This is a genomic window from Pseudogracilibacillus sp. SO10305, assembly GCF_037072005.1.
GTDB classification, from domain to species: Bacteria; Bacillota; Bacilli; order Bacillales; family Amphibacillaceae; genus Pseudogracilibacillus; species Pseudogracilibacillus intestinigallinarum.
The window spans coordinates 19909-43422 of record NZ_JAXHDE010000019.1; the positions used below are offsets into that span (position 1 = coordinate 19909).

A 23514-nucleotide genomic window follows, 5' to 3' on the forward strand; every position below is an offset into this window, starting at 1 on the left:
AAAGTAAATGTAAGTAAGCCTACTCGGCTACTTCATAGAAATAATATATATTTAAGAAACAAGTAATAAACAGCATAAAAAATCCCCAACTCAACTAAATGAGTTAGGGGTGATTGATTTTGGAAAGTGATGGGAGGGATAGGAGTGACGAGTTTTAAATTTTAATGTTTATAACTATTAACTACACTCATGGTATAATATTTAAATAGTAACGTCCTATATTCTAAATAATCGACTTTTACACAGAGGAGGCCTAAATTTGAATAAAATAGCAAATAATTTAAATGATATTAATGAGTACATTATTGACTTTGAAAATAAAGCAGAGCGTAAAGGCATATGGTATAGAGGAGTTACTAATAGTGACTATAAATTAATTCCTAGCTTACAACGTGACTTACCACCAAAAACTTTACATGATGATATGAAAAATATCGAAAGAAAAATGTTTGATATCTTTAAGAATACAAATGAAATAAAAGATATGGGTTTTACAGATTGGGAACTAATGTACTTAATGCAACATCTTGGGTTAAAAACTAGATTTTTAGATTGGACTTTTAATCCTTTGGTTGCACTATTTTTTGCTACCTATAATTGGAACAAAAAACAAAATGCCCGCCTTTGGTTGTTAGATCCACATCTATTGAATAAAATCTATTTAGGAGAAGAAATTATTATTCAACCAAAACAAGAAAATTCATTTTTTGATTTTTTAGATACATATACAATAAACAATGATATCTATGCTTTAGACCATTATCAACTTAACTATGATGGCTTTAATAAAAGAATCGAAGCACAAAGCGGTGTGTTTACCCTACATTTATCAAGAAACATGCTAAGTCCAAATATATACTCATTAGATAATACTTTAGAGACTACGGCTACTATAAACAAACACAAATATAGTGACTTACCTACTTCAGATATAGTATTGAATTATATCGACATACATCCAAATGCAGCAAAAGAAATTGAACAGCATCTTTTTGAAAAAGATATTTCGATTAAAACTCTGTTCCCCGACTTACATGGAACTGTTGACTATATAAATAATATTTTCCCTAATTTCTAAATTATAACCATTAATCATAATAGCTAATAACTGAAAAGTGTCTGTCTCGAAAAATAAAAACAATAGATTTACTTTTAGATTAAAATAAGAGCTATCCCAAAAGGTTTAGCTCTTTTCCCGTTCCATTTACTTCCCCATATTTAGTTAAAACTCCACCCCGGCAGGGTAAAAAGCAGAGAACTATCTGCTCAAACTTTCGTCTAGACAAATAAGATCCCTGCTAAAGCCAGCTAAATCATATCAAATTGCTCTAAATGCGCTTAGAAATTACTCCCACTCAATCGTCGCTGGTGGCTTGCTCGTAATGTCATAGACAACACGATTCACATGGCCTACTTCAGTCGTAATACGACGAGATATTTTTTCTAACAGATCAAATGGAATATGTGCCCATTCTGATGTCATTCCATCGACAGAATGTACTGCACGAATCCCAACCGTATAATCATATGAACGTGCATCATCTGATACACCTACACTGCGGATATTAGGTAAGACAGCGAAATATTGCCAAATCGAACGGTCTAAGCCTGCAAGACGAATTTCTTCACGTAAAATCGCATCTGCTTCACGAACGATATGTAATTTTTCTTCAGTAACTTCCCCAAGTACACGAATACCTAATCCTGGTCCTGGGAATGGCTGTCTCCAAACGATACTATCTGGTAACCCTAAAGCAGTTCCTAATGCACGTACCTCATCTTTAAATAATGAACGGATCGGCTCGATTAATTTGAACTGCATGTCCTCTGGTAAACCACCAACATTATGGTGTGATTTTACCTTCTGTCCCGTTAAGCTACCACTTTCGATAACATCACTATATAACGTCCCTTGCGCTAAGAAGTCAACATCTGTTAATTTTCCAGCTTCTTCATCAAAAACGTAAATAAATTCATTACCGATAATTTTACGCTTTTTCTCTGGATCATCTACTCCAGCTAATTTACTTAAGAAGCGCTCTTTTGCATCAACCATATGAATGTTCATTTTAAAGTTTTTCATTAAAAAGCCCATGACTTCATCTGCTTCATTTTTACGTAATAAACCATGGTCTACGAAAATACATGTTAATTGATCACCAATTGCTTTATGCAATAAAGCCGCTACAACGGTTGAATCAACCCCACCACTTAGTGCGCATAACACTTTACGGTCGCCAACTGTTTCACGAATTTTTACAACTTCTGAATCGATAAAACTTTCAATCGTCCAGTCCCCTTCTAATCCGCTCACTGTAAATAAAAAGTCTTTTAAAATTTCTTTTCCATTTTCTGTTTCAGTTTTCTCAGGGTAAAACTGAATACCGTACATTTTCTTTGCCTCATTACTAAACGTCGCAACTTCTCCATTGGCAAATGTTGCATCAACTGAGAAATCAGCTGGCGCTTTTATAATTTGGTCTCCTTTTGAAGCATATACTGTACTTACATGTGCTAACATATCAGTGTTTTGTTCAATGTTTACATCTGTTATTTCATACGTACGCGCCGCTTCATGTACTACTTCTCCTCCGAACTGTTCTGCAAGTAATTGTGCCCCATAGCAAATTCCAAGTACAGGAATTCCTAAATCATAAATCGCTTCATCAATTCTATATTTGTTTTCATCATGTACATAATAAGGGCCACCTGATAAAATAATTGCTTTAGGCTCCATTTTCTTTAATGTTTCTGCCTCAACCGTATGAGGAAGTAATTCACTATACACGCCTAACTCGCGAATACTACGAGTTAATAATTGATTATATGGACTACCAAAATCAATGACAACAACTAATTCATTTTTCATCTTATCGTCTCCTCACTTACATCCTACTTGTACATTATACACAGTTTTTCTTCATTTTTGGTACAATATAGGTAAATTATTGATATTTTTTTATTTCAAACTTTCGAAAGGTTGTGACATACATATGGAAATTATCGCACACCGAGGCGCCTCTGAATTTGCACCAGAAAATACAATCGCCTCATTTAAAAAAGCAATTGAATTACAAGCCGATGCAATCGAGTTAGATGTCCGATTAACAAAAGATGGGGAACTCGTTCTAAGTCATGATTCTACAATTAAACGACTAACAAACGAAAAGGGATTCGTACATAATTATACGTTAAAACAATTAAAGTCCTTTGATTTTGGGAGTAAATTTTCCAAAAAATTCAAAGGAGAAAAAATTGCAACATTCGATGAAGCGCTTCAATTATTAAAACAAACAGATATGACACTACATATCGAATTAAAAAACGGTCCTGTCATGATGCCTCAATTAGAAGAGAAAGTGTTACAACACGTCTCCAATTATCATATGGAAGATCGTGTTATTTACTCTTCATTTGACCATAAAAGTTTGCAACATTTGTACAGGCTCGATCCGAATGTGAAACTTAGTGTCTTATTTTTCGGTAATTTAGTCGATCCGTTTTATTATATCGATCATCTTTCTTTTCCGTTATACGGGATTCACCCGAATCATTATTACGTCACGGAACAAATGGTACAAGAAGCAAAAAAACGTCATTTACAAACGAACGTTTATACTGTAAATGACATTGATTTTGCCACACATTATAAAAATATCGGTGTGGACGGGTTAATTACGAACAACCCTTCCATTTTCAAATAAAAATTCAGTACAATTTACAAAGGTTTACATGAAACACGAATCCACCCTCGATTTAGTACAGTACAATTTTAAAGTAGTCATTTCGAGGAAGCGATTCGTGTTTCAAAAGCCTTAATTTTTATACATCTAAATCCGTAATAATGGTCACATTAGGATGTTTTTGTAAAATGGATGCCGGAACTTCTTCCGTTACTTCTCCATAAATCACTTTTTTTAAAATCTCTCTCTTACGCTCACCTTGAACTAAAAGCATTATTTGCTTCGCATCCATAATAGTACCGAGCCCCATCGTTAATGCCTCAGTCGGTACTTCATCAATCGAATCAAAGAATCTTGCATTTACTTCACGTGTATTTTCCGTCAACGTAACGATATGTGTACGAGATTCAAATGAAGTACCCGGTTCATTAAAACCGATATGTCCATTCTCTCCAATACCTAAAACTAAAAAGTCTAAATTTCCTGCTTCTTGTATATGTTTTTCATATGTTATACATTCTGCATCAAGATCCTCTGCTAAGCCATTCGGTAAAAATGTATTCATTCTTTTTGTATCCACATGATTATATAATTTATGTTGCATATAATAACGATAACTCGCCGGATGGTCCGGTGCTAAACCTACATACTCATCTAAATTAAATGCCAATGCATTTTTAAATGAAATGTCACCATTTTGATAACTTTCAATTAATAATTTATACATTCCTTCTGGTGTAGAACCTGTCGCCAACCCTAAAATAGGTGCCACTGTATTTTGTAAAACGTCTACAAACATTTCTTTCGCTTTTATGCTTAATGCTTCTTTGTTTTCAACTTTTATAATATTCATTTTCCCACCTCAAATAGTCTAAATAACAATATCTTATTTACACCGTATTTTATCATACGGAAGTACTAAATGACTAATGAGAAGTTAATATTTTTCATGACTCTTTTGTGAATCGCTTACATTTATTGAAAATTGTCAGAAAATTAGATATGATGACTATACAAAGAAGAGATCATACTTATTAATTAAAGGAGCGTTTGCTTATGACTACTGACAACGCTATAACGATAGAAGAAAAAATTGGACAACTTTGTTTTGTACGTTTTAATGAAAATCATATAAACGAAAATATCACCCATTTAGTATCAAACCACCATATCGGTGGTGTCTTATTAACGAATGAACTATTTGAAAAGCCTAAACAAGTCCATCATATAACTGATTATTTACAGCGCTATGCAGGAGTTGGAAGGCCTTTATTCATCGGCATAGAAGGAGCAGAACACCCGCTAACATTATATGGGATGACGCAGCCAATTCCACATACTACGATGGAACAATTGAATAATCGCTTATACACAAAACAGCAAGCAGAATTGTATGGGAAAGAATTACGTGCGGTTGGAATTAATACAATTATTGCACCAAATGTACGATTCGATGATAATAATGCTAAACCATTTGTTGATCTGTTCCGTCCGAAAATGCAACATGCGATTGCTGCGATGGAAGGATACAAAAAAGCGGTCGTACAATCTATTCCAAATGTTGATGCAATCATTGAATATATTGCCGTATCTAATGCGTCAAACAAAGGACGAATTCGCTTATATGTGGATAAACTGTTAAAAAATACTTCTGCACTTTTTCTGCAAGGGGATTCCATCCACTTTAAAAATAATATTGCTTTATTACGGGAGACGTTCGGATTTGACGGTTTAATCGTTGCCAACTTTCACTCTGCGAACGTGACAGCGAATGACCTAATTGAAGCACTACATGATGGAGCAGATGCCTTTATCATACATGATAATTATGAAAAACAATTAATACTATTAAACGAACTTACCGAACATGCGAAGGACGGCACTATATTAGAAACGCGTTTAGAAAATGCCGTTCATAGATTGTTAGAATTAAAACAATCGGACGGATTCGGAACGATTTATCCTTACGACCGTGATGCATTTCGTCAACGAATGTTTGCGCAGCTAGTGGAAACTGCGAATAATTTGCATAAATAAAGTATAATTCCGCATAGGAACACGGAGATCGTGATGAATTTGCGGAGATATCTCATAATTTCGCAAGTGAACACGATAATCACGACGAACTTGCGGATATAACCTATAATTCCGCAAGTGAACACGATAATCGAGGCGAACTTGCGGATATAACCTATAATTCCGCAAGTAAAAGCGATAATCGAGGCGAACTTGCGGATATATATCATAATTCCGCAAGTGAACACGAAAAACGCGACGAACTTGCGGATATATCTCATAATTCCGCAAGTAAACAACAAAATCACGACGAACTTGCGAATATAACATATAATTCCGCAAGTGAACACGATAATCGAGGTGAACTTGCGGATATATCTCATAATTCCGCAAGTGAACACGATAATCGAGGTGAACTTGCGGATATATCTCATAATTCCGCAAGTGAACACGATAATCACGACGAACTTGCGAAGATAAGCAACACTACATTCACCATATCATAGCACGTTCTAAAAAATAATCATTCAGATTAGGGTAAACGAAAATTTCGGTTCAATTTTACCGTTTTTATTTATCCTAATCTTTTTTCATGGATAAAATTTAGACGGATTGTTTACTGTAGTAGCGCATTCCACGATACATGCCACATACACGGCCGGATCTATCTGTTTCAAATGTAATATATTTCTCATCTGGAAGGCGAAATAAGTTATGGGCCACTTGTGTTGTCGCAATATACTCATGTTGCACACGCAAATATAAACGATTGTTTTCTATACAGACTTCTATCTTTTGTCCTTCACCAGAGTCATACATCCCTTCATACTTTATTATATGTTCGTACGTCGAAATCATTTTTGGCTCCTCATCATTTGGAGATAATTGTAAAATTTCCGCCACGATTTTTTTCACTAATAATTCTGTCGGTACTTCAGCAATATTTGTTAAAACAGCAATCGTCAAACCAGCGCTCTTCACTATGCTCATAAAGGAAGACACTCCCTTCATTCCTCCACCATGCCCAACAAGTGTTTCGCCATAGATATTATAAGTTAAGAGCCCATATCCGCAATGAACCCCATGCGGACTTTTAATCTCGGGCTGCATCATTTGTTTCATACTTTCCTCGTTTAAAATTGCTTCCCATCGACGGTTCCACCATTCTGGAAAATTTCCAAGTAACGCATTATATTTATGTTGTGCAAAAGTCAGCAGCTATTTTTTCTATTTGTTTCTTCATCTTTATTTCTCCTTATAAAAAACACCATCGCTAAAATTTACGATGGTGTCTGTTTCTTATAAAATTTTACTTAAAAATGATTGAAGTCGTTCACTTTTCGGCTGTTCAAAAATTACTTCTGGATCTCCTTCTTCCATCACAATTCCTTCATCAATGAAAATTACCCGGTCGCCAACTTCGCGGGCAAAACCCATCTCGTGTGTGACGACGACCATTGTCATACCCTCTTGTGCTAATTCTTTCATTACCGCAAGTACTTCCCCTACTAACTCCGGGTCTAGTGCTGATGTTGGTTCATCGAATAACATTACTTTCGGATTCATCGCAAGCGCTCTAGAAATTGCTACACGCTGTTTTTGTCCGCCTGACAAACTACTAGGATACACATTCGCTTTATCAGACAAACCGACTTTTGCAAGTAATTCCTTTGCTTTTTCTTCCGCTTCCTCCTGAGATTGACCAAGTACTTTCATCGGTCCAAGAGTAATGTTTTCAAGCACTGTTTTATGTGGAAATAAATTAAAATGTTGGAATACCATGCCCACTTTTGATCGTACTTTTGGTACATTCGTTCGAGTATCCGTTATTTCTTCTCCATCAATCGTAATCGAACCAGATGTTACGTCCTCCAATAAATTTAAACAACGTAAAAAGGTACTTTTCCCTGAGCCCGATGGTCCGATGACACATACGACTTCTTGTGGCTTTATTTTATTAGAAATCCCTTTAAGTACTTCGTGATTTCCGAATGATTTATGTAAATTATCTACTGTAATCATTATACATCAAGCTTCCTCTCTATACGTCTTAAAATAATACTGGCAGGAATCGTAATAGCTAAATAAAATAACGCAACCATTAAAAACGGTTCAAAATATGTAAAGGTTGAATTCGCATACGCTCGCCCTTCATACAATAGCTCCCCGACCGCAATCGCTGAGAATAATGACGTATCTTTTAAACTAATAATAAATTGGTTTCCTAATGGCGGAATCATCCTTCTTAATGCTTGCGGCCAAATAATGTACCACATCGTTTGAGATTTTGTTAGACCGATAGAATCTCCAGCCTCAAACTGGCCTTTATCAATAGACTCGACACCACCACGAACAATTTCGGCAATATATGCACCAGCATTTACAGCAATTGCAATAATCGATGCGGTAATTTTGTCTAAGTTGATATCTAATAAGTCCGACAATCCGAAATAAATAAATAAAATTTGTACTAAAATTGGTGTTCCACGAATTACTTCTACATAGACAGTGGAAATACCGAATATAAGTTTGTTTTTAGATATTCTACCTAAACCTGCAAATGCACCAATAACAAAACCGATGGAAATACCGACAACGGTTATAATAAAAGTGTATTTTAATCCTTGTAATAAACTAGGTAAAACATTTATAATATGCTCCACTGTTATACACCACCTTCATCTGTTATATTTCGACAGAAAAAAGAGGTCGGACAATGATATTGAAAATAGATATGTCCCAACCTCTTCTCCTTTTTACGTACCTTCTGGTCTTTCTCCAAACCATTCTTCATAAATATCATCATATGTGCCATTCTCTTTTAATGTCTGTAAAGCATCGTTAAATTGATCTCTCAACTCAGAATCTTTAGGGAATGCAATACCATAGTCTTCCCCTGTTAACTTTTCACCGACAGTAACTAATTTATTATCTGCCTCTTTTTCTGAATAGAATAGTACGTTCGGTAAGTCATATAAAACCGCATCTGCACGGCCTGCTAGGACATTTTGGTATCCTTCAATGATTTGTGGGAATGCTTCCACTTCCGCATCTGTATTTTCTTTTAAGTATGTTTCAGACGTAGAACCTGTACGAGTAGCAATCGTTTTGCCGTCTACATCATCAATGGATTGAATCTCATCATTGTCATCTGTAACAGCTAAAATTAAACCAGCCTCATAGTACGGATCCGTAAAATCAATTGATTTTTCACGTTCCTCTGTAATAGTCATTCCAGCGATTGCAATATCGAACTTACCAGAACTAATTCCAGCTACGATTCCATCGAACTCTAATGTTTCAAATTCGATGTCTACGCCCACCTCTTCTGCAAGCGCTTCAATTAAATCGATATCAAATCCTACTAAATCACCTGATTCTTCATCAATGTACTCAAATGGTACATATCCATTGTCTGTTGCTACGACGTATGTATCTTTGTCGCCTCCACCACCGTTATTATTTGTAGCGTCATTCGCATTACTATTCGCGTCATTGTTTCCACCACAAGCAACTAAAACGGCTACCATGATTCCTAGTAAAATAGATAAAACTATTTTTTTCATAATTAGCCCCCTATTTGTTTATTAAAAATTATTATAGCACAATTACGTATTAATAAAAGAAATTTTCTGTATATTTAAACAAATCTAGTAATGAAATACCTCTTCCAAATAGCGTAATGATGTCGTTCTTATCCCTTTTAAAAAAATCTCATTTTTTATAAAACTTTTCCTAAAAATGCTTTCGTTCGTTCATTTTTTGGTGCTTGGAAAATTTCTTCTGGGGTTCCTTCTTCTGCTAAATAACCACCATCAATAAATAACACACGATCGGCTACTTCTCTAGCAAACCCCATTTCATGTGTGACGACAATCATCGTCATTCCTTCCTCCGCTAACTCCCGCATAACGTCTAATACTTCTTTTACCATTTCCGGGTCTAATGCAGAGGTCGGCTCATCAAACAACATGATTTTCGGTTTCATTGCTAATGCCCTTGCAATTGCAACACGTTGCATTTGTCCACCAGAAAGTTGTTCCGGATAATTATAGGCTTTATCCGATAAACCTACTTTTTCTAATAATTCAAATGCTAGACGTTCTGCTTCTTTCTCAGCTGTTTTTTTAATTTGGCGTGGTGCAATCGTAATATTTTGTAGTACTGTCATATGAGGAAATAAATTAAATTGTTGAAACACCATCCCTACATTCGTTCGTAGTTTATTAATATTTGTATGTGGATCGTTCACTTTTACCCCATCAATATAAATCGAGCCATCTGTTATTTCCTCTAACAAATTGATACAACGAAGAAACGTACTCTTTCCAGAACCACTGGCACCGATGACACAAATCACTTCTTTTTCTTTGACGTTATAATCAATTCCCTTTAATACTTCGAGGTCACCATATGATTTTTTTAAGCCTGTAATTTTTATCATCTTTTTCACCTTCCTATCATCGATGGCTTAATTTCCGCTTCTTTTTTGGAACATAACTCGTGCTGTATCGTTTTTCTACATAAGCAACAATTTTCGTTACGACCCATGTTAAACATAAGTATAAAATTGCCGCAAAAATATACGGTTCCCACGGGCGGAAAGTTGCTCCTTGCACTACTTTCGCTGCGAATAAAATGTCATTTGCTGCAATTACTGTCACTAAGGAGGAATCTTTTAATAATGCAATCAATTCATTGCCTAATGGAGGCACCATTCTTCTCAAAGCTTGAGGCAAAATTATATGTTTCATCGCCATCCCATGTGGCATTCCTAATGAACGAGCCGCTTCCATTTGTCCTTTATCTAACGATTGGATTCCGGCACGAATGATTTCCGCTGTATATGCACCACAGTTTAACGAAAGTGCGAGAATACCAGATACGAAGAATCCTAATGATTTCCCGAAAATGGTCGGAATAACCGCTAAATGAATAAGTAATATTTGCACTAATAATGGTGTCCCACGAAAAAAGTCGATATATAATTTACTCGGATAATAAAATATTTTTCGTTTAGACATTTTTCCTATCCCAAAAATAAGACCTAGTATAATACCGATTGTGTAACCAATCACTGTTAACGCAATTGTTACGCCGACACCACGAATAAATAGTTCACGATAATTCCAAATGACATCTAAACGAATATTGTCCAAAAATTCCATTGTATGCACCCCCTACCGATCATCAAAAATGAAACAAAAGAGCTAGGTTAACCAGAGAATGAACAAATTGTCTCTCTGTCCTAGCTCTCCCATGTTACTCTACTTCAATTCCGGTAATTTCTTCTAATTTTCCACTATCTTTAATCTTTTGAATCCCTTCATTTAGTAATTCACGTAATTCGTCATTTCCTTTTTTCACCATCAAGCCATAATTTTCTTTTTCAAAACTATCATCTTCTACTGTTTTTAAATCTACATCTGGATTGTTTTTTAAATATTCATTTACAGTTGAGTTGTCTCCGACAGATGCTTCTGCATTGCCATTTAACATTTCACTAATCGCAAGTGGCATCGATTCTGTCGCAACGATATTCGGACTCGTCTCTCCTAATAATTCTTGTACAACAATATGCCCTGTCGTACTCATTTGTGCAGAAACTTTCTTATCTTTTAAATCATTAAAACTTGTTACATCGCTATCTTCTGGCACTAAAATAAGTTGATTAGCAATATAGTACGGGTCTGTGAAATCAAATTCTTTTTCTCTTTCCTCTGTAATCGTAATCGAAGAAACCGCAAAATCTACTTCCCCGTTGTTTACAGCTGGAAATAACGGATCCCAACCGATATTTTTATATTCCACTTCAAAACCCATTTCTTCTGCAATTGCATCGACTATTTCGATATCAATCCCGACAATATCACCAGCATCATCGATATATTCCATCGGTGCATATGCGGCATCTGTTCCGACAACATACGTATTTCCATCACTTTCTCCACCGTTATTGTCCGCATTCGCATTCGTGTTTGCGCTTTCATTGTTGCCGTTGCCACAAGCCATTAATAATAATGCCAAACTTCCTAATAAACATACAAAAACATAAGAACGAAAACTTCGCTTCACTTTTATATCCCCCTTTTTATTTTGTTATATAACAACTAATTGAAAAAGAAAGCGTTAGTTAAAATTATTATACTTGAATAATGATTTCTCTTCAAATAATATTTTAAATTTTCAGATTTCAACATCTCCTTGGAATCAAAATTTACTCTATGTTTGGAAATGTATACACTGTTATACCATAGTTTTCTGTATAAGTTTATGAATGTTTCTATTGAGTCAATAAATGTATGACTTTCCACCTTATATTTCAGCCGTATTCTATAGTTTACATCCCTCACCTAATTTTTAGCACCGATCAGCAAAAATTTTCGTAACGTAATTTTATACAAAATATATACGTTTTTAAATCTTCTTTTCTGGAATTCTCGTAATCATTTTGTTACGCTTAAAGATGCACATTTTTTACATAGTAGGAGAAGACAACATGTATAGAAAAATTATTATGACACTACTCATGGCAATTTTATTAATCGCCTGCACAAATGACGTAGTAACGAACGAAAACGAAAGTAATAACGAAAACAATGTACCTATGGAACAAAATGAATCAGGGGAAGTTGCTGAAAGTGAAACGAATAAGAAAGAAAAAACATCTACGCAATCAGATAAAAAAGCGCAAAAACTAGATGATTTAACCGTCCACTATATGGATGTTGGTCAAGGAGACGCAACATTATTTCAAGTAAAAGATAAAGATGAAACGTACCATATTTTATATGACACGGGAGACTGGAAAGGAAATGAAGTCGTTCCTTATTTAAAAGATCTAAAGGTCGATTATATCGACATCATTATAATTAGCCATCCACATGCAGACCATATCGGTCAATTACATAAAGTTTTAGATCAATTTGATGTCGGAGAAGTATGGATGTCAAGTAATACTGCACAATCGGAAGTTTATAATAAAGCGGTAGAAGCGATCGTGAAGAGCGATGCAGACTTTGACGAACCTAAAGCAGGAGACGTATTTGATATTGGCCCATTGCAATTAACTATTTTACATCCAGCTAATGTAACGGGAAATTTAAATGAAGATTCTATTTCATTCCACGCACAATACGGTGACATATCCTTTTTATTTACGGGAGATGCTTCTAAAACAGAAGAAAAGATTATGTTAGAAAATGACTTACCTATAGAAGCGACTGTTTTACAATTAGGTCATCACGGTTCCAATACATCCAGTGATCCTAAGTTTGTTGAGGAAGTAAACCCTGAAATTGCTATTTACAGTGCGGGGATCGATAATAAATATGGTCATCCACATGAAGAAGTCATCGATCTATTTGCCACCAAAGATATTCCTTTATATGGAACAGATACATATGGAAACATCGTGATCAAAACGGATGGGAAAACATATGAAGTGGATAAAGGAAAGAAAAAGAAACAAAAGCAAACTGAAAAAGAAAAGAAGAAAGCTGCCTGTATTAATATCAATGATGCTTCAAAAGAAGAATTAATGGAAATTATTCATATTGGAGATGTGAGAGCAGATGCCTTAATCGAGCACCGTCCATATACGTCTGTAGAAGACTTATCTATCATTGATGGAATTGGTCCAGGAAGAATTTCTGATATAATAGAAGAAGGGAAAGCATGTATAGAGGAGTGATAATATGTTCGGTATATTAGATCGGTTTGAAGATCAATTAGCTGTCATTTTAATTGAGTCCGTTGAAGAGGAGCACATTGTTGACAAAGCTACCTTACCTGATGGTAGTGATGTCGGGACGGTTTTTGATGTGGAGAAAATGGAAGAAACATATTCCATCCTATCAATTAATGTCGAAGAAACGGAGAATAGAAAACAAAGAGCTCAACAAGCCTTACATGCATTACATAAAAAGAAAAAAAGAAGTAAATTTAAACGTTGAACGATTATAAAGGAGTGAAAACATGCCAAAAAATAAATGGGACGAACAATTTCAACAAAATAAATATACGTACGGAAAAGAAGTAAATAAGTTCATTAAAAGTAAATGTGATTTATTTCCAGATAACAGTAATATTGCTTGTTTTGCAGAAGGCGAAGGAAGGAATGCCGTTTATTTAGCAAAATTAGGCCATGATGTTACGGCATATGATCTATCTTCTGTCGGGTTAGAACATGCCTCGATATTAGCGAAGGAAAATGGGGTATCGATTCAAACAGTGGAAGCCGATTTAATTGATATGGAGTTGGATCGTAATAAATATGATGGTGGTATCATGGTGTTTGGGCATGTTCATGATGCTAACCAGAAGCAGTTTATTAACAATATGATCCATGCAATTAAACCTGGTGGCTATTTCATTTTTGAAGTATATTCCAAAGCACAAATCGATTATGATACAGGTGGGCCTGGACTCGTCGATATGTTGTATGATCCAAAGGTTATTTTAGATATTATCCGTCCACATAAATGTGTTCATTTTTATTATGGAGAGGCAAAACGTATTGAAGGATACCGTCATACAGGCGTTGGCCATGTCATTCAAGTTGTCATTCAAAAATAATGTGTGAAACAAATACGGGTAAAAAGTAGGAAGCACGATAAAGATGATAAGTTGACCGGACAAAACTTATCGTCTTACGTGCTTCTTACTCTATCTTCTTATGTAAGTGACTGATAAATGTATACTCCACTTTCTATTGTCCGCTCACATCTACCTTCATGACGAACATATTCCATATGTGCAACAGCCTCACCAATCGCAAATTGATAATCATACACAGATAACTCATACGGAAATAGAATATCACACATATCAAAAACCGTTATCCCATTTTTCATTGCATCATACGTTTTCTCGATCCGTTCTTCGTGATGTGCCCAAATCTCATCTATTCGCGTATATACATCTTCAAATGGTTCTCCATGTGATGGAATTACATATGAAATATCAAGTTTTTTAATTTTTTCTAAGGAAGTCTTATACGATAACAAGGGATTTTTCTCCCCATAAAACCAATACGCAATATTCGGAGTAATTTTCGGCAAAACATGATCGGTCGATAATAATACTTTTGTTTCCGGTTCATATAAACAGACGAGCCCCTCTGCATGTCCAGGTGTTGCAATGATATCATACGTATAATCCCCTATGTTAATCGTTTCTCCATCTCGTAAAAACTGTTGAACAGTCGGAGTTGGCTCCACAATATTTGTCGTCTTTCGTATCAATTGAATAATTTTTTCCGCCATTTGCTCTGGTACGGCGAAAGTATGATAATCTCGTTGCAATAACGGAATTGCTTCTTCTTGCCATATAGTTTGCATTGCTTTTGCATCGATTTCTGACATATAGACTGGTGCATTTGTTTGTTTTTGTAAAACACCAGCATAACCAGTATGGTCGGGATGCAGATGTGTTAATATAATTTTCTCTACATCCTTTCCAAGCAATTTTTCTTGCCATATTTTCTTCGCTTGTTCGTCATGTAAACCAGTATCAATTAGCGTATATCCCGTAGCACCTTTTACTAAAAAACAATGGACATGGTCTAATCGAAATGGCAATGGAATCGTAATTTTTTGTATCCCTAATTTCTCGAATATTACTTCATTCTTCACAAAGCATATCTCCCTCTATCTGTCTTTCCTCACTTACTACTGACTGTTGATAAGAAAACCATTCCGCTAACTCCATAGCATCCTCTATTTCCATATGTGAAACCGTATAATGTGTCCCTAAACCACTAGAACCAATTAAAGATAAATGGGCACTCATCAATCCATCTTTCTTTTGCCATGGATGTGCGGTTAGTTTAAGTGATTGTATACGTCGTTTATACGTCATTACAGTTACTCTATCAAATAAACGGCGAATTTGAAATGTAAGGCTTTTTCCTTCTGTTTGTACACGAACATCTTTATAACCCATATTTCCATACCAACCTAATAAAACAGCAAGTAAGGCCGGAATCCACGCGAACGATGGGAAGAAATATAGTAAACCACTGAAAATGATCATTGGAAAAATAAATAGTTTAACAATAAAATATTTCCGACTTCGATTTGGTAAACGTATCGCATCTTTCTGCAATTCAATAACATGGTCTTCCATAAATGTTTGCAAAAATTGCGTCACTTCTTTTTTATGGATTAAAGGAAATAATACTGGAAATGCTTCTGTTCGGTCAAAAGAACCTCCCGCAACAACTGCATATATTTTTACAAAACCGAGCGGTTGCCGAATCAAACTTTGTTCCAAACCGATCGCCTGAATTCGATCAAACGGAATCGTCAGTTCTTTCGTTTCGATTAATCCACGTTTAATAAATAATTCTTTCTCTCTTTTTTCAATTGTAAAGTTGCCGTATTTAATCATCGTTCCGGCAATACCTAATACCCATAATCCAACTAAAAAAAGACAAATAGCTACGACAAGAAAGATGATACTTAATGTCACAACAAATTGAAATGTTTTGTTTAACGCTGATGTAGGAATTACTTGTTCTAGTTGCGGACCGAAAGCTAACACGGCAAGTATCATAAATCCGATACTCCCGGAAGTAGAGCCTGCGATAAATAAATTTTTCCACGTCACTTTTTTCGTCGATAGTGTTGTCGCTTCCTCTTTATTTTCTGTCGAAGATTCTTCTCTTGAATCTGTTGAAGATTTTCCTTTTTGAATTACATTTCGTAAGGCGGTTGCATCCGTTACTTTTACTGCACTTAATGCAACTTCTGCTCCTCCACTACTACTAGCCGTATCTATTTGCATATTTGTCAATTTGAAAAGTCGGTGTATCAAGTTCGCGGTCATATCAATTTTATGGATACGGTAAAATGAAATAAATCGTTTCTTACGGATGAAAACACCTTGCTCTATCCTCAGTTCATCTTCATACACATAATACGTAAATCTCCACCATGATAACATACTATATCCGATCAAAAATAAAATGAAAGCCCCACCGAAAAGTAAAAATGCAATAAAAGATTCTTTCATCGTAACGATAAAACCGATCCCTAAACCAAACACCGTCTCTTTCAGTGCAAGTGTAAACCGAAAAATAATGGCTGCTGGGTGTAAGCGACGTCGTTTTGTAAATGAATGACCATTATGTTGTTCATCATGCATTTGTGCAGTTGTCTCTGTTCCATCATGCTTATACGTCATAATCATCTACCCTCGCTAATGTGGAAATTTTATCACGTAAATCTTCTGCATCCGCACCATTCAATGCTGGTATATAATGCGTCGTTGCAGCAGTTGAGATAGATACCGTCGCTAAGTCATACTTCTTTAAAATTGGACCTTGTTCTGTATCAACATGTTGTACTCGTATCATCGGGATCAATGTTCGTTTGACAATTAAAATCCCGTGCTGAATATAAATTTCTTGCTCAAAAATTTCATAACGCCATCTTTTATAACGCAATGTTGGAATGAGTATGATGAATACGTAAATCGCCATTATCCCCAAAACAACAGTAATAACGGTATATAGGTAAGGAAATGAAAATATAAATGTTATGATGCCCCATGCAATAATAAACATCCAAAAAATAATGACATATATTGCCGCATGAATTCTCCAAACTTTGACAGCGTCCTGCGCAATTTCATGTAATGGTTGTTCTCTCACGATAGTTCCCTCCAGTTCCTTTAGTTTATCATACAAATAAATGGCACATCATCATTTTATAAAAAGATTACTAACTATAATATGTTACATCCGAGGTACATGTCTGTTTTAAAAACAAAATAAAAAACGGTATGATTCAACATAACCGTTTTATCGTTGGAATTCATTTTATTTTAGTATGTCTATTTTATCTAATATCAATCGAATTTTTATGATGAGACAGTAAAGGTCCAGACGACGAACATCATACTAATGATCCCCCACATTGTAGCTCCCACTAACCACCAAATTACTGGTTTCGTTACCCTTTGTTTCAGTTCTAAATTTTGTTCGTGCTCGATCGCTAAGGCAATTCTTTTTTCCATACTCTTTTTCATCGACATAAGTACAATAAATCCTACTACGGTAAAACTTGTCATTACCCAAAATAAAAAAGTCACTTTTAAACCGCCTCTTTCATCATGTATCTTTTTAAAAATTTTTACGTGTACCCAGTAAAAACTTTTACAACATGCACTTCATTCCTTCATGAGTAGAAATAAATCCTAATTTTTCATAAAATCGATGTGCATCTTCACGTTGTTTGTCTGTCGTAAGTTGTACCATACCACATTTCTCAGTTTTGGCAATCGATATAGCTTCTTTAAACAATTGTTCCCCGATCTTTTTCCCGCGGTACGTTCTATCAACACGTACTCCTTCAATTTGTGCACGTTTCATCCCTAGCCTTGCTAAGCCAGGAATAATGGTTAATTGCAAACAACCGATAATTTTCCCATCTTCCACAGCAACAATAATTTGATTCCCATTCTGTTTCTCTATTGCATGAAATGCTTCATAATATTCTGCAGGAATTGGATCTTCAAAACGTTCACGATGTGAGCCTAATGCATCATCAGCAAGTAAACGAACAATCTCATAGACATCATCCTTCGTCGCTTCACGAAATTTCATCCTTACCACTCCATTTCATTCATTGATCAAACAAAATCAACATCGGAAAATAATTATCATTCCCTAGAATGAATGTATGTATGTAAAATCGTAAGTAATTGAAAAATAACACTTTGAAACTTTGTCTTATAAAAGCGTGTAATCATCTATCCGATTTATTCTATTATATATTATAACAAATCGTTACAGAACATCACTACTATTTTTTCTTTTACCCATTAAAAAAACCCTCCCCCATAAAAATGGGACAGGGTTTGTAAAGCATTATTTATTTTTGACGATTACGGCGTTTTTGGAAGTTTCCTTTTCCACCACGGCGTTCGCCACCGCGTCGCTCGCCGCCACGACGACTATCTCCACGGCCACCTTTTGAACGGTTACCGTAAAAACGTTTGCCGCCACCTTTACGGCCTTTTGGACCTTTAGAGCGAGTATTTTTCACGCTAATCGGTTGAACAGATGAAATAGTTACTGGAACATCTTTACGTTCCTTCGTTAACATTTTTAATGCAGCAGATACAACAGAAATTGAATCATGATCATCCAATAATTCCGTCGCTGTTTGATGGAATGATTGTAAATCTTCATTTTCAATTAGTTTTAATAATTTTTCTGCTGTAGCTTGTTGTTTTCCACGTGCCGCTTCTTGATTTGTCGGTGGAACCATACGTTTCATCTTACTTTTCGTTACTTCTTCGATTAAACGTAAATGTGGCATTTCACGTGGTGTAACAAATGAAATTGCCTCACCCGTACGTCCTGCACGACCTGTACGCCCAATACGGTGTACATAGCTTTCTGGATCTTGTGGAATGTCGAAGTTGTAAACATGTGTCACACCTGAAATATCAAGTCCACGTGCCGCAACATCTGTCGCCACTAAGATTTCAATTCGTTCGTTTTTAAATTTATTTAACACGGACATTCTTTTTCCTTGTGTTAAATCCCCATGAATTCCTTCTGCACGGAATCCACGTACTTGTAAACCGTCCGTAATCTCGTCTACACGTTTTTTTGTACGTGTAAATACAATGGCAAGTTTCGGCGAATAAATATCTAAATGGTTTGTCAATGTGTCGAATTTAAAACGCTCAGGTACTTCCATGAATGTTTGTTCGATATTTTCAACCGTCATTTCTTTCGCTTTCACTTTAATTTCTGTCGGATCATTCATCAATGTCGTTGCGATTTCGCGAATCTCTTTCGGCATCGTCGCTGAGAACAATAATGTTTGGCGTTCTTCGGGAATTGCTTTTAAAATATCTTTAATATCATCGATGAAGCCCATGTTTAACATTTCATCTGCTTCATCTAACACCGCTACTTTAATATCGTGTAATTTAATTGTACGGCGATTTAAGTGGTCTAATAAACGCCCTGGTGTTGCAACAACGATTTGTGGACGATCTTTTAATGCTCTAATTTGACGGTCCATTTGTTGTCCACCATATACTGCTAATGAACGAATTCCTTTACTCTTTCCTAAACGGTTTAACTCGGCTGCAACTTGAATTGCTAACTCACGAGTTGGTGCAACAACTAATCCTTGTACACCTTTTTTCCCTGTTTCGAAATTTTCGATCATCGGAATTCCGAATGCTGCTGTCTTTCCTGTTCCTGTTTGTGCTTGCCCAATCACGTCTTTTCCTTGTAGTGCGTGTGGGATTGTTGCGGCTTGAATTGGTGTTGCTTCTTCAAAGCCCATTGATTCTAATGCGTTTAATACGACATCAGAAACTTGTAATTCACTAAATTTAGTCATTACTTATTACCCTTCCTTTTTCTGTAAAATTGTTTACATTTAAGGAAACCTTTTCTCATGATAATTATGTTCAACAGTGCAATTCCCGTTTGAACTATTAAACATCTCATTATTTTTTATTTGAATGTCATTTCTTTAAAAGTATTCAAAGGCTTCCTCCACATGGATTTATGCCCAATTCCATTTCATGTATCAATGCAACTTTTCAATTATACCATATAACGAACAATAATGGGGGATTGTTACAATTATTTATTCCGTTTATTTCCTTTTCTCTAAAATAGTTGTATAAATTAACTGCAAAATTCCATAAAATATATTATACTTACACTCAATTAGTCGAAATATTAAAGGAGTATAGAACATTGCGATTTCCGCCATTTAATCCATATATAGCAGTCATCATAGGGGTCATTGCAGTTTCTACGTCAGCTATTTTTGTGAAATTAGCTAGTGGAGCACCTGCAGGGATCATCGCTTTTTATCGCTTGTTTTTTTCTGTCATATTAATGTTACCCATCATTTTATTAAAATATAACGATGAATGGAAATTAATTCAAAAGAAAGATTGGATACTTGCGACATTTTCAGGTGTCTTTTTAGCGTTACATTTTATTCTTTGGTTTGAATCATTAAATTATACATCTGTTGCAAGTTCCGTCGTATTAGTTACATTACAACCGGTCTTCGCTTTCATCGGAACATATTTTTTCTTTGGAGAACGGTTTGCCCCAGCCGCAGTTATAAGTATGCTGATTACGTTAATTGGAAGTTTTATTATTGGATGGGGAGATTTTCAAGTAAGTGGTTTAGCGTTATTTGGAGATATCCTGGCATTACTAGGGGCAGTCACTGTTACAGGATACTTTTTATTAGGGCAACAATTACGTAGAAGATTATCACTAATGATGTATACGTTCTTAGTGTATGGAATTAGCTCCATCACTTTACTTTTATACAATCTGATCAAAGGGGATGCGTTTTTCCCGTACTCTATGGACATTTGGGGTTGGTTTATAGCTTTAGCCATCATTCCAACTTTCTTAGGACATTCGTTATTTAATTGGGCTTTAAAATGGTTAAGTACTTCAACCATTTCCATGGGAATTGTATTCGAACCAATCGGGGCATCGATTTTAGCTTATTTCATTTTAGGCGAAAAAATAACATCAAGTCAATGGCTCGGAGGAACGGTCGTTATTTTTGGGTTATTCCTTTTTATTATGAGTACAACGACGAAAAAAAATGTAACGATTTCCCATCGGGGTGGTCCCCCATTAAAAAAGTAAAAACAGGCTTGAAATAGTTTCAGCCTGTTTTTTTATGTGTCTTTTTTTAAAAAGCCTAACACCATTTGATTTAGCACATCTTTATCATGACCAAGACAAATTAGATGGCTCGATTCTTCAAAGAAGACGATTTCCTTGTCTTCAGATCCAATCTCTTCTTCTAGTGCGTATGCAACTTGATATGGAACCATTCCATCCTGCTTTCCTTGTGCAATAAACACCGGTGTCGTAATTTCTTCCAAATAATCTTTCGTTTTATTTACTAATTTCATGAATTCAATGTTTGCACTTAATGGTACAGTGCCAAATTTACTTTTATAGTGACGATATATTTCATTTTCTTCTAATTTGCCTTTAAAACTATCTCCAATTACTTCTGCCACATATTGACTTAAATGTCTGAATGACAAATACTTTCTAGCTGTTGCAAGTAAAACTAGTTTATCTACTTCAATTGTTGCCGCTAAATAAGCTGCAATCATTCCTCCCATTGAAAAACCAATAACATATACTTTATTACACGCTTGTTTTAACTCTTCTAGTGCCCTTGTCGCATCTTCCAGCCATACTTCATAAGAGACATCTTTCAAATCTAATTGTTCGCCATGACCAGTTAATGTAGGTACGACAATGTTCCAATCTGTTTGTTCTACTAAATATTCTCTTAGCGGTTCTACTTCGTATGGTCCACCAGTATATCCGTGAATGATTAAACAACCTATCATCGTTGATCACCTAGCTTTTTGTATGAATTTTAAGTAGTACGAAAACTGCGAACTAAATCATTTAATTGTTTTATCACTGGAGAAACTTGTTGAACAGTGTCTGCAAATTGTCCAACTGTTTGTAACATTTTTTGAATATCGACTTGCCCATCCTCATTCATAAATTGCTGAATCATTTTGCTTTCCATTTGTTGATTCATTTCATCTGTTGAAACTGGAATCGTATTTTCTTGTAACGGTATTTCACGTCCACTCCTCACCTCTTGTCGTTCCATATGACAAGTAGCACAATATGGGGCATGCATTGCAAATGGACATGGGTGGTGATAATAAAGGGAATGTGGCGTCCAATATGATTCATATTCCATCGTAAACACCTCTTTCAAACGTAATAAACGTTGATACAATATATGTTTACGATATATAAACGTGAAGGAGGATTCTATCTTTATTTTAGCGTGAAAAGGATAAAAAAAACAAGCTACAAAATTGTAACTTGTTTAATATTCTACTTTCCCTAATAAATAAGCTGTGAATAAACCTAATACAAATACGATTAAACATAAAATAAAGCTTGAAATCGTCGAAGCAAATCCTGGGAATATAACAAAAATCGACCCAATTACTAATCCTATAATGAGAGCAAATGTCGCATGACGATAATATTTTAAAAAGTAGTGAATAATTTTACTCATCGTAATAATTCCAATTGCAATCCCTGAACCAACTACAATGATGACTGGAATTTCTAATTCACTCACTGCATGCATAATCGTCGAGTAGACTCCGATAACTAGCATAATAAATGAACCACTAATACCGGGTAAAATCATCGCCGCACTCGCAATCATTCCAGAAAAGAATAATAAAATATATGTACTCATTGATCGATCTGTAATGATAGGACTTTCTGTTGGATTTACTGGTAAAGCTAAAATAAGAATAATACCGAGCAACATTAATGCATAATGATACCATTGGAAGGTATTTTTCGCATCTGACTCACGAAACAAAAATGGTAGTACACCAATAATTAATCCAACAAAGAAGTAGTATGTTGGCTGACTATGATTCGCTAATAACCATTTCATTAAATGGCTTAACGAATAAATTGCCGTCCCCATTCCAAGCACAATAGGAATTAAAAAAAGTATACTTTCTTTCCACTTTCTCGAAAAAACATTATTGATCGCAGCAATTAGTTGATCATAAAATCCTAACAAAACTGCAATAGTTCCTCCACTAACGCCTGGAACAACATCACTAACTCCCATTGCAAATCCTCTATATAAATTTTTCCATTCCATAATATTGCATTCTCCTTTTTCATTGCATCTGTTTTCGCACATGTTGCATCTAATTTTTGGTTATTGCATCTATTTTCGCATGTGTTGCATCTAGTTTTTGTTTATTGCATCTCTTTTCGGCA

25 protein-coding genes are annotated in these 23514 nt (G+C 35.3%); 7 read left to right on the forward strand and 18 right to left on the reverse strand.

Annotated elements, in window-relative coordinates; translation table 11 throughout:
- The first annotated feature begins 259 nt into the window (after nucleotides 1-259).
- Nucleotides 260-1078: an FRG domain-containing protein gene (locus SPD45_RS12960; RefSeq protein ID WP_336268201.1), complete on the forward strand. Its 819-nt coding sequence runs from the start codon at nucleotides 260-262 to the stop codon at nucleotides 1076-1078.
- A 267-nt stretch (nucleotides 1079-1345) separates the two neighbouring features.
- Here SPD45_RS12960 and guaA read toward each other — a convergent pair whose 3' ends face one another.
- Nucleotides 1346-2869 (reverse strand): glutamine-hydrolyzing GMP synthase, encoded by a 1524-nt coding sequence (gene guaA, locus SPD45_RS12965; RefSeq protein WP_336268202.1) that lies wholly within the window; start codon nucleotides 2867-2869, stop codon nucleotides 1346-1348.
- A 124-nt stretch (nucleotides 2870-2993) separates the two neighbouring features.
- On the opposite strand from guaA, the gene SPD45_RS12970 reads away from it, so the two are divergent.
- A complete protein-coding gene (locus SPD45_RS12970; protein ID WP_336268203.1) occupies nucleotides 2994-3704 on the forward strand; it encodes a glycerophosphodiester phosphodiesterase in 711 nt (236 codons plus the stop codon).
- A 118-nt stretch (nucleotides 3705-3822) separates the two neighbouring features.
- On the opposite strand, the gene nagB is transcribed toward SPD45_RS12970, so the two are convergent.
- Nucleotides 3823-4536 (reverse strand): glucosamine-6-phosphate deaminase, encoded by a 714-nt coding sequence (gene nagB / locus SPD45_RS12975; protein WP_336268204.1) that lies wholly within the window; start codon nucleotides 4534-4536, stop codon nucleotides 3823-3825.
- Nucleotides 4537-4739: 203 nt separating this feature from the next.
- Between nagB and SPD45_RS12980 the strand changes: the two genes are divergently transcribed.
- On the forward strand, nucleotides 4740-5720 hold the full coding sequence (locus SPD45_RS12980; protein WP_336268205.1) for a glycoside hydrolase family 3 N-terminal domain-containing protein: 981 nt from the start codon (nucleotides 4740-4742) through the stop codon (nucleotides 5718-5720).
- A 582-nt stretch (nucleotides 5721-6302) separates the two neighbouring features.
- On the opposite strand, the gene SPD45_RS12985 is transcribed toward SPD45_RS12980, so the two are convergent.
- The 7 genes from SPD45_RS12985 to SPD45_RS13015 form a co-directional block, all read right to left on the reverse strand.
- Nucleotides 6303-6689, reverse strand: coding sequence for a hypothetical protein (locus SPD45_RS12985; RefSeq protein WP_336268206.1), 387 nt, complete (start codon nucleotides 6687-6689; stop codon nucleotides 6303-6305).
- 309 nt (nucleotides 6690-6998) lie between these two features.
- Entirely contained in the window at nucleotides 6999-7721 is a 723-nt protein-coding gene (locus SPD45_RS12990; protein WP_336268207.1) for an amino acid ABC transporter ATP-binding protein, read from the reverse strand.
- Nucleotides 7721-8362 carry an amino acid ABC transporter permease gene (locus SPD45_RS12995; protein ID WP_336268208.1) on the reverse strand — a complete coding sequence of 214 codons (642 nt, stop codon included), beginning with the start codon at nucleotides 8360-8362 and terminating at the stop codon, nucleotides 7721-7723. Before SPD45_RS12995 ends, SPD45_RS12990 begins: the two co-directional genes overlap by 1 nt.
- Nucleotides 8363-8455: 93 nt before the next feature.
- Nucleotides 8456-9265, reverse strand: a complete 810-nt coding sequence (locus tag SPD45_RS13000; RefSeq protein ID WP_336268209.1) for a transporter substrate-binding domain-containing protein — start codon at nucleotides 9263-9265, stop codon at nucleotides 8456-8458.
- A gap of 155 nt (nucleotides 9266-9420) precedes the next feature.
- A complete protein-coding gene (locus tag SPD45_RS13005; RefSeq protein ID WP_336268210.1) occupies nucleotides 9421-10143 on the reverse strand; it encodes an amino acid ABC transporter ATP-binding protein in 723 nt (240 codons plus the stop codon).
- 16 nt (nucleotides 10144-10159) lie between these two features.
- On the reverse strand, nucleotides 10160-10867 hold the full coding sequence (locus SPD45_RS13010; protein ID WP_336268211.1) for an amino acid ABC transporter permease: 708 nt from the start codon (nucleotides 10865-10867) through the stop codon (nucleotides 10160-10162).
- 94 nt (nucleotides 10868-10961) lie between these two features.
- Nucleotides 10962-11774 (reverse strand): basic amino acid ABC transporter substrate-binding protein, encoded by an 813-nt coding sequence (locus tag SPD45_RS13015; RefSeq protein WP_336268212.1) that lies wholly within the window; start codon nucleotides 11772-11774, stop codon nucleotides 10962-10964.
- A gap of 424 nt (nucleotides 11775-12198) precedes the next feature.
- On the opposite strand from SPD45_RS13015, the gene SPD45_RS13020 reads away from it, so the two are divergent.
- The 3 genes from SPD45_RS13020 to SPD45_RS13030 are packed head-to-tail and all read left to right on the forward strand — an operon-like array spanning nucleotide 12199 to nucleotide 14276.
- Nucleotides 12199-13392, forward strand: coding sequence for an MBL fold metallo-hydrolase (locus tag SPD45_RS13020; protein WP_336268213.1), 1194 nt, complete (start codon nucleotides 12199-12201; stop codon nucleotides 13390-13392).
- Nucleotides 13393-13396: 4 nt separating this feature from the next.
- A complete protein-coding gene (locus SPD45_RS13025; RefSeq protein WP_336268214.1) occupies nucleotides 13397-13654 on the forward strand; it encodes a DUF3006 domain-containing protein in 258 nt (85 codons plus the stop codon).
- Between the two features lie 22 nt (nucleotides 13655-13676).
- Nucleotides 13677-14276: a class I SAM-dependent methyltransferase gene (locus tag SPD45_RS13030; RefSeq protein WP_336268215.1), complete on the forward strand. Its 600-nt coding sequence runs from the start codon at nucleotides 13677-13679 to the stop codon at nucleotides 14274-14276.
- 98 nt (nucleotides 14277-14374) lie between these two features.
- Here the strand turns inward: SPD45_RS13030 and SPD45_RS13035 are convergent, their stop codons facing one another.
- The 6 genes from SPD45_RS13035 to SPD45_RS13060 form a co-directional block, all read right to left on the reverse strand.
- Nucleotides 14375-15334 (reverse strand): MBL fold metallo-hydrolase, encoded by a 960-nt coding sequence (locus SPD45_RS13035; RefSeq protein ID WP_336268216.1) that lies wholly within the window; start codon nucleotides 15332-15334, stop codon nucleotides 14375-14377.
- The gene (locus SPD45_RS13040; protein WP_336268217.1) at nucleotides 15324-16886 is read right to left on the reverse strand and encodes a PH domain-containing protein; all 1563 of its coding nucleotides are present in this window, start codon (nucleotides 16884-16886) and stop codon (nucleotides 15324-15326) included. The genes SPD45_RS13035 and SPD45_RS13040 overlap by 11 nt, the downstream gene beginning before the upstream one ends.
- Nucleotides 16876-17355 carry a PH domain-containing protein gene (locus SPD45_RS13045; RefSeq protein WP_336268218.1) on the reverse strand — a complete coding sequence of 160 codons (480 nt, stop codon included), beginning with the start codon at nucleotides 17353-17355 and terminating at the stop codon, nucleotides 16876-16878. Before SPD45_RS13045 ends, SPD45_RS13040 begins: the two co-directional genes overlap by 11 nt.
- A gap of 209 nt (nucleotides 17356-17564) precedes the next feature.
- The gene (locus tag SPD45_RS13050; protein WP_336268219.1) at nucleotides 17565-17795 is read right to left on the reverse strand and encodes a hypothetical protein; all 231 of its coding nucleotides are present in this window, start codon (nucleotides 17793-17795) and stop codon (nucleotides 17565-17567) included.
- 64 nt (nucleotides 17796-17859) lie between these two features.
- The gene (locus tag SPD45_RS13055; protein ID WP_336268220.1) at nucleotides 17860-18309 is read right to left on the reverse strand and encodes a GNAT family N-acetyltransferase; all 450 of its coding nucleotides are present in this window, start codon (nucleotides 18307-18309) and stop codon (nucleotides 17860-17862) included.
- A gap of 268 nt (nucleotides 18310-18577) precedes the next feature.
- Complete coding sequence (locus SPD45_RS13060; RefSeq protein WP_336268221.1) at nucleotides 18578-20071, reverse strand: DEAD/DEAH box helicase; 1494 nt, start codon at nucleotides 20069-20071, stop codon at nucleotides 18578-18580.
- A 365-nt stretch (nucleotides 20072-20436) separates the two neighbouring features.
- Between SPD45_RS13060 and SPD45_RS13065 the strand changes: the two genes are divergently transcribed.
- Nucleotides 20437-21360 carry a DMT family transporter gene (locus SPD45_RS13065; protein ID WP_336268222.1) on the forward strand — a complete coding sequence of 308 codons (924 nt, stop codon included), beginning with the start codon at nucleotides 20437-20439 and terminating at the stop codon, nucleotides 21358-21360.
- Between the two features lie 32 nt (nucleotides 21361-21392).
- On the opposite strand, the gene SPD45_RS13070 is transcribed toward SPD45_RS13065, so the two are convergent.
- The 3 genes from SPD45_RS13070 to SPD45_RS13080 all read right to left on the reverse strand — a co-directional run bounded on the left by SPD45_RS13070 (nucleotide 21393) and on the right by SPD45_RS13080 (nucleotide 23392).
- Nucleotides 21393-22085: an alpha/beta hydrolase gene (locus tag SPD45_RS13070; protein WP_336268223.1), complete on the reverse strand. Its 693-nt coding sequence runs from the start codon at nucleotides 22083-22085 to the stop codon at nucleotides 21393-21395.
- A gap of 29 nt (nucleotides 22086-22114) precedes the next feature.
- On the reverse strand, nucleotides 22115-22453 hold the full coding sequence (locus SPD45_RS13075) for a YppG family protein (protein ID WP_336268224.1): 339 nt from the start codon (nucleotides 22451-22453) through the stop codon (nucleotides 22115-22117).
- Between the two features lie 132 nt (nucleotides 22454-22585).
- Entirely contained in the window at nucleotides 22586-23392 is an 807-nt protein-coding gene (locus SPD45_RS13080; protein ID WP_336268225.1) for a DUF368 domain-containing protein, read from the reverse strand.
- Nucleotides 23393-23514: the final 122 nt, after the last annotated feature.